The sequence below is a fragment of the Cereibacter changlensis JA139 genome (genome assembly GCF_003034985.1).
Taxonomy (GTDB): domain Bacteria; phylum Pseudomonadota; class Alphaproteobacteria; order Rhodobacterales; family Rhodobacteraceae; genus Cereibacter; species Cereibacter changlensis.
This window is the reverse complement of sequence record NZ_PZKG01000380.1, coordinates 1-893: the sequence shown is the minus strand read 5'-3', so window position 1 is coordinate 893 and position 893 is coordinate 1. Positions and strand designations below refer to the sequence as shown.

Here is an 893-nt window from a genome sequence, read left to right as displayed (position 1 = left end):
TCTTGGTCATGGCATCGAGAGCCCCAAGCGGTTCATCCAGAAGCAGGATGCCCGGTTGCACCGTCAGCGCACGGGCGAAGCCTACCCGCTGCGCCATGCCACCCGAGAGCTGCCGCGGATAGGCGTCTTCGAAGTCGTTCAATCCCACTAGGCGGACGTAATGCCTGGCGCGCACTTGGGCGTCGGCCCGCGAAACGCCGCGCACCTCCAGCCCGAAGGCGACATTGCCCAGCACGGTCAGCCAGGGCAGAAGCCGCGGCTCCTGAAAGATCACCGCCCGCTCACGCCCGACGCCCTCCACCGGCGCCCCGTCAATGCGCACCTCGCCAGCTTCCGGCGCCTCGAGTCCGGCGAGCAGGCGCAACAGCGTCGTCTTCCCCGACCCGCTGGCGCCGACGATGGCAAGGATCTCGCCACCGCTGATGTCGAGATGCAGATCGCGCAGCACGTTCAGGCGCTGGCCGTTCAGTGTGAAGGATTTGGAGAGGCCCCGAACCGTGACCTCTCCGCGGCGGGTGGATGCATCAACGCTCATCGCCAATCCTTCAGTTCGTTGCCGTGTCGCCAGTGACGAGCAGCACATCCTTCGCCTTCGCGACTAGTGGTTCACAGCGATCTTTCTGTCTAAAGAGGTAGGTTCATCCCTAGGCCGGAGGCCGAGCAGCGGCGCGACGCGACGGATCACCTCGGCGGCGACCGGCACCGTCGTCCAGCCGGCGGTGCGGCGGGGCTTGGGGCCGGTGTTCTCGGACGGCTCGTCCAGCGTGGTGATCAGCACGTATCTCGGATCCGAGGCCGGGAAGGTCGCGGCAAAGGTGTTGATCACCTTCTCTCGCCAATAGCCGCCCCCCTGTTTCGGCTTTTCGGCGGTGCCGGTCTTGCCCGCCACTTCA

2 protein-coding genes are annotated in these 893 nt (G+C 66.2%); both read right to left on the bottom strand.

Going from position 1 to position 893, the window contains the following annotated elements:
• Positions 1–535, bottom strand: a 535-nt coding sequence (locus C5F48_RS24200; protein WP_107666173.1) for an ABC transporter ATP-binding protein, incomplete at its 3' end; no start/stop codon positions are given.
• Between the two features lie 63 nt (positions 536–598).
• Positions 599–893 (bottom strand): penicillin-binding transpeptidase domain-containing protein (locus C5F48_RS24195; protein WP_258186597.1); only part of this gene is annotated, 295 nt, incomplete at its 5' end.